This is a genomic window from Pseudomonas sp. (assembly GCF_049645325.1).
GTDB lineage: Bacteria > Pseudomonadota > Gammaproteobacteria > Pseudomonadales > Pseudomonadaceae > Aquipseudomonas.
In genome coordinates this window covers 1-5,464 of record NZ_JBARTQ010000349.1, presented here as the reverse complement: position 1 = coordinate 5,464, position 5,464 = coordinate 1, and the positions used below count along the sequence as shown (strand labels likewise).

5 protein-coding genes are annotated in these 5,464 nt (G+C 61.3%); 3 read left to right on the top strand and 2 right to left on the bottom strand.

The features are described 5' to 3' along the window. Positions 1-118 precede the first annotated feature (118 nt). Together WBB95_RS15510 and rpiB are read right to left on the bottom strand one after the other, a co-directional pair. The gene (locus WBB95_RS15510) at positions 119-1,099 is read right to left on the bottom strand and encodes a sugar-binding transcriptional regulator (RefSeq protein WP_053255665.1); all 981 of its coding nucleotides are present in this window, start codon (positions 1,097-1,099) and stop codon (positions 119-121) included. 63 nt (positions 1,100-1,162) lie between these two features. Further along, positions 1,163-1,624, bottom strand: a complete 462-nt coding sequence (gene rpiB, locus WBB95_RS15505; protein ID WP_424488388.1) for a ribose 5-phosphate isomerase B — start codon at positions 1,622-1,624, stop codon at positions 1,163-1,165. A gap of 283 nt (positions 1,625-1,907) precedes the next feature. Here rpiB and WBB95_RS15500 point away from each other — a divergent pair, with 283 nt between their 5' ends. The 3 genes from WBB95_RS15500 to WBB95_RS15490 are packed head-to-tail and all read left to right on the top strand — an operon-like array spanning position 1,908 to position 5,414. Further along, a complete protein-coding gene (locus WBB95_RS15500) occupies positions 1,908-3,395 on the top strand; it encodes a sugar ABC transporter ATP-binding protein (RefSeq protein ID WP_424488387.1) in 1,488 nt (495 codons plus the stop codon). Beyond that, positions 3,392-4,372 carry an ABC transporter permease gene (locus WBB95_RS15495; RefSeq protein WP_424488386.1) on the top strand — a complete coding sequence of 327 codons (981 nt, stop codon included), beginning with the start codon at positions 3,392-3,394 and terminating at the stop codon, positions 4,370-4,372. The genes WBB95_RS15500 and WBB95_RS15495 overlap by 4 nt, the downstream gene beginning before the upstream one ends. Before the next feature lie 34 nt (positions 4,373-4,406). Then, complete coding sequence (locus WBB95_RS15490) at positions 4,407-5,414, top strand: substrate-binding domain-containing protein (RefSeq protein WP_424488385.1); 1,008 nt, start codon at positions 4,407-4,409, stop codon at positions 5,412-5,414. Positions 5,415-5,464 lie beyond the last annotated feature (50 nt).

The window sequence follows — 5,464 nt, the reverse complement described above, 5'->3', positions numbered from 1 at the left end:
CTCACTACAACGATGTGTAGATACTTATGCTGCGATAGCGGTGGGTCAGTTGATGCAGTGCTTGCTGACCCACCGCTATCACAGGCAAGCCAGCTCCCACAGTTTGAGCCGTGTTGAATCAGGTTTTGCGGGTGGCATCATCCAGCGCCAGAATGGTGTGCGCATTCGTCACCGTCGTCGCAAGCGTATTGATCACCCCCGACCGCAACGCCCCCAGCGTGGCCGCCGCCTTGGTGTTCTCACTGGCAATCGCCACCACGTCCGGGATACGAAACAGCTCCTGCACCGTCAGCCCGATCACTCGCCCTTGAATGGCGTTGACCGCCGGCTGGCCGTGAATATCGATAAAGTCATACCCCATCATGTCGCCCACCGTGCCGGACAAGCGTGCCTGCGCGATTTCCTGCGGCGAAAACCAGCCCATGCGCACCATGTTGCTGTTCTCGCTCATATCACCAATGCCGATCAGCGCAATGTCCGCCCGCCGCGCACGGTCGAGGGTGGAGCGCACGGTGTCGTTATTGATCAGCACCCCGCGCAGTTCCGGGTTGGCCACCAGCGCCGGGGCGTACAGGCTTTCACTTTCGCCGCCAAAACGCAGGGCCAGGCGGCGGCAGATGTGGTCGGGGTTCATGTATTCGCCCGCCTTGAGCGAACCGCCGATGGCGCAGACAAACGTGCAGTTGCGCGTCACCGGCAAAAACACGTTATCGGCCACCGCGCCGACATTACGCCCCATGCCCACAGCGACGATCATGCCGTCACTCAAGGTCTTGTTCAGGTAGTTGGCCACCAGGCTGGCGACGGCCGAGCGCTGGGTGTCGGGGTCGCTGTGGTCGACGGCGATCAACGCGCGGTCGAGCTTGAAGCGCTCCACCAGCGCCCGCTCCAGCTCGTTGTTCATCGCCGGGTGCTGTAACACGCGCACCTCGACAATCCCTTCATCGCGCGCACGTTTGAGCAAGCGGCTGACTTTGGCGCGTGAGAGGTCGAAGCGTTTGGCGATGGCTTCCTGAGTGACGTTCTCAAGGTAATAGAGCATCGCCACTTCGGTCATCTGATCGATATCGCTGGCGATGCGCTGGGTACTGTCACTCATGGGGACGGGCTTCCGTTTCGGCGTCAAAGGCGCATTCTCCCGACTCTTGCCCCGTTCCGTCCACTACTGATGCCCATCGCGCTCGATCGCGTTGATACGGTCCACCTTGGCCCCGGAACGCGCCGCTTCGAACTCCGACTCCAGGAACGCCTTGACGATGCTCTTGGCCAGCTCCGCGCCGATCACCCGCGCGCCAATGGAGAGAATCTGCGCATCGTTGCTCTTGCGCGCGCGCTCCGCCGAATAGGTGTCGTGGGCCTGCGCTGCACGAATACCGAGCACCTTGTTGGCCGAGATGGCCATGCCGATCCCGGTGCCGCACACCAACACACCCAGCCGCTGCTGCCCGGCATTGATGGCGTTAGCCACGGCCAGCGCGATGTCCGGGTACAGCACCGGCGCGGTGGAATGGGTGCCGAAGTCAGTCACCGGGTAACCCAGCGCCTCAATGTGGCGCTTCAACAGCTCTTTGAGCTCAAAACCCGCTTCATCGCATCCGATAGCCACCGGAAAGGGTGTGTTCATGGCGTCTGGCTCCGCTGCCGTGATCGTACTTACGACTGATCATATGATCATTCAGTGAAATTTCGCTCAGTCATTTCGCGGGTATTCGACCCTCTCTGTCAAGCAGGTTTTAACTGACCCCACGGTCAAAGGCCCGTATAAGGGCGTATTTCCGCCTAAAGATGAGAATCACACCTTTTACATGAAAGAGATTGACTGATCAGAATTTCATTTGATACACATATGCTCACAGCAAAACATGACTGTGCGACCTAATAAGAATTCACAGCACGAGGACACGCCGATGGCCACGCCATTACTGCTCCAGGCTGAACACGTCGCCAAGGCTTACGCCGGGGTCCCTGCCCTGCGTGATGGGCGCCTCTCACTGCGGGCCGGCAGCGTCCACGCGTTATGCGGCGGCAATGGCGCAGGCAAGTCGACATTCCTGAGTATCTTGATGGGCATCACCCAGCGGGATGCCGGCAGCATCCTGCTCAACGGTGCGCCCGTGCAGTTCAACCGCCCGAGCGAAGCCCTGGCGGCGGGGATCGCGATGATCACCCAGGAGCTGGAACCCATTCCCTACATGACCGTCGCCGAAAACATCTGGCTGGGCCGCGAACCGCGCCGCGCCGGCTGCATCGTCGACAGCAAGACCCTCAACCGGCGCACCCGCGAGCTGCTCGAAAGCCTGGAATTCGACGTCGACGCCACCCATCCCATGCACCGCTTGAGCGTGGCGCAGATCCAACTGGTGGAAATTGCCAAGGCGTTCAGCCATGACTGCCAGGTGATGATCATGGACGAGCCGACTTCGGCAATTGGCGAGCGCGAGGCGGAAACCTTGTTCAAGGCCATCCGCCGCCTCACCGCTCGCGGCGCCGGCATCGTGTACGTGTCGCACCGCTTGAGCGAACTGGCGCAGATCGCCGATGACTACAGCATCTTTCGCGACGGCGCCTTTGTGGAAAGCGGGCGCATGGCCGACATCGACCGTAACCACCTGGTGCGCGGGATTGTCGGCCAGGAACTGACGCGCATCGACCATAAAGTCGGCCGCGAGTGCGCCGCCAATACCTGCCTGCAAGTCGACAACCTGAGCCGCCACGGCGAGTTCCACGACATCAGCCTGCAGCTGCGACAGGGCGAAATCCTCGGCATCTATGGCCTGATGGGTTCCGGGCGCAGCGAGTTTCTCAACTGCATTTATGGCCTTACCGTGGCCGATTCCGGCAGCGTCACCCTGCAAGGCAAACCCATGCCCGTCGGCTTGCCCAAAGCCACGATCAGCGCCGGGATGTCGCTGGTCACCGAAGACCGCAAGGACAGCGGCCTGGTACTCACCGGCAGCATCCTTTCGAACATTGCACTGTCGGCCTACAAACGTTTGTCGAGCTGGTCAGTGATCAATGCACGCAAGGAAACCCAGTTGGCCCAGGACATGGTCAAGCGCCTGCAGATCAAGACCAGTTCGCTGGAGCTGCCGGTGGCCTCAATGAGCGGCGGCAACCAGCAGAAAGTTGTGCTCGCCAAATGCCTGTCCACCGAACCGGTGTGCCTTTTGTGCGATGAGCCAACGCGCGGCATCGACGAAGGCGCCAAGCAGGAGATCTATCACCTGCTCGACCAGTTCGTGCGGGCCGGTGGCGCCGCCATCGTGGTGTCGTCCGAAGCCCCGGAACTGCTGCACCTGAGTGATCGCATCGCCGTATTCAAAGGCGGCCGGCTGGTGACCATCAGCACCGACACCGCCCTTTCCCAGGAAGCCTTGTTGAGTCTTGCCTCATGAATGCCAAAACCTCTATTACTGCCCCTATCACGGCCCAGCCGCGCAACCGCGTGCGCCTGTCCCTGGACCGCTTCGGCCTGCCGCTGGTGTTTATCCTGCTGTGCGTGGTGATGGCGTTTTCCAGCGAATACTTCATGACTTGGCGCAACTGGATGGACATCCTGCGCCAGACCTCGATCAACGGCATCCTCGCCGTGGGCATGACCTATGTGATTTTGACCAAGGGCATCGACTTGTCGGTGGGCTCGATCCTGGCGTTTGGCGGGTTGTGCAGCGCCATGGTCGCAACCCAGGGCTACGGCCTGCTGGCGGCGGTCAGCGCGGGAATGTTTGCCGGCGCGATGCTGGGCGTGGTGAATGGCTTCATGGTCGCCAACCTGTCGATCCCGCCGTTCGTGGCCACCCTCGGCATGCTCAGTATCGCCCGCGGCATGACCTTCATTCTTAACGACGGCAGCCCGATCACCGATTTGCCCGACGCCTACCTGGCGCTGGGCATCGGCAAGATCGGCCCGATTGGCGTGCCGATCGTGATCTTCGCCGTGGTCGCGCTGATCTTCTGGATGGTGCTGCGCTACACCACGTACGGCCGCTATGTGTACGCAGTGGGCGGCAATGAAAAGAGCGCGCGCACCTCGGGCATTGGCGTGCGCAAGGTGATGTTTTCGGTGTACGTGGTCTCGGGTTTGCTCGCGGGGCTGGCCGGCGTAGTGCTGTCGGCGCGCACCACCTCCGCCCTGCCCCAGGCCGGGGTTTCCTATGAGCTGGACGCGATCGCCGCCGTGGTGATCGGCGGCACCAGCCTCTCGGGCGGTACCGGCAGCATTGTCGGCACGCTGTTTGGCGCGCTGTTGATCGGCGTGATCAACAACGGGCTGAACCTGCTCGGCGTGTCCTCCTATTACCAGCAGGTCGCCAAGGGCCTGATCATCGTGTTCGCAGTACTGATCGACGTGTGGCGCAAGAAAAAACGCTAGAGAACGACCCACAACAATAACCGGAGTTCTACTTATGAAACTGGGTAACACCTTGGCCGCTGTGGCGGCTCTCTCCCTGCTCGCCAGCAGTATCGCAATGGCCGCCGATGGCAAGACCTACAAAATCGGCGCCGCCGTCTACGGCCTCAAGGGCCAGTTCATGCAGAACTGGGTCCGCGAGCTGAAGGAACACCCGGCGGTCAAGGATGGCACCGTGCAATTGACCGTGTTCGACGGCAACTACGACGCCCTGACCCAGAACAACCAGATTGAAAACATGGTCACCCAGCACTACGACGCCATCCTGTTCGTGCCGATCGACACCAAGGCTGGCGTGGGCACCGTCAAGCAGGCCATGAGCAATGACGTGGTGGTCATCGCCTCCAATACGAAAGTAGCCGATGCCTCCGTGCCGTATGTGGGGAACGACGACGTCGAAGGCGGCCGCCTGCAAGCCCAGGCCATGGTCGACAAGCTCAACGGCAAAGGCAACGTGGTGATCATCCAGGGCCCGATTGGCCAGTCGGCGCAAATCGACCGGGAAAAAGGCGAGCTGGAAGTGCTCGGCAAACACCCGGACATCAAGATCATCGAGAAAAAGACCGCCAACTGGGACCGCGCCCAGGCCTTGACCCTGACTGAAGACTGGCTGAACGCGCACCCCAAAGGCATCAACGGCGTGATCGCACAGAACGATGACATGGCCCTGGGTGCCGTGCAGGCCCTGAAGTCCCACGGGCTGACCTCCAAGGACGTGCCGGTGACTTCCATCGACGGCATGCCGGATGCGATTCAGGCAGCCAAGAAAGACGAAGTCACCACCTTCCTGCAAGACGCCCAGGCCCAATCCCAAGGCGCGCTGGACGTGGCGTTGCGCGCACTGGCCGGCAAGGATTACAAGCCGCAATCGGTGATCTGGGAGCGCTATGGCAAGGACGTGAAATGGGGTGACGGCACGGCGAAGAACTACATCCTGCCGTGGGTACCGGTGACCAATGCGAATGCGGATGCGCTGTACAAGCAGGTCAGCGGCAGCAAGTAGTACAGCGTCAAGTGTGGGAGCTGGCTTGCCTGCGATGGCATCACCTCGGT

Excerpts from the sequence above, each read along its gene's own strand:
- WBB95_RS15510 (WP_053255665.1), bottom strand. The coding sequence starts at position 1,099 with ATGAGTGACAGTACCCAGCGCATCGCCAGCGATATCGATCAGATGACC.
- rpiB (WP_424488388.1), bottom strand. The coding sequence starts at position 1,624 with ATGAACACACCCTTTCCGGTGGCTATCGGATGCGATGAAGCGGGTTTT.
- WBB95_RS15500 (WP_424488387.1), top strand. The coding sequence starts at position 1,908 with ATGGCCACGCCATTACTGCTCCAGGCTGAACACGTCGCCAAGGCTTAC.
- WBB95_RS15495 (WP_424488386.1), top strand. The coding sequence starts at position 3,392 with ATGAATGCCAAAACCTCTATTACTGCCCCTATCACGGCCCAGCCGCGC.
- WBB95_RS15490 (WP_424488385.1), top strand. The coding sequence starts at position 4,407 with ATGAAACTGGGTAACACCTTGGCCGCTGTGGCGGCTCTCTCCCTGCTC.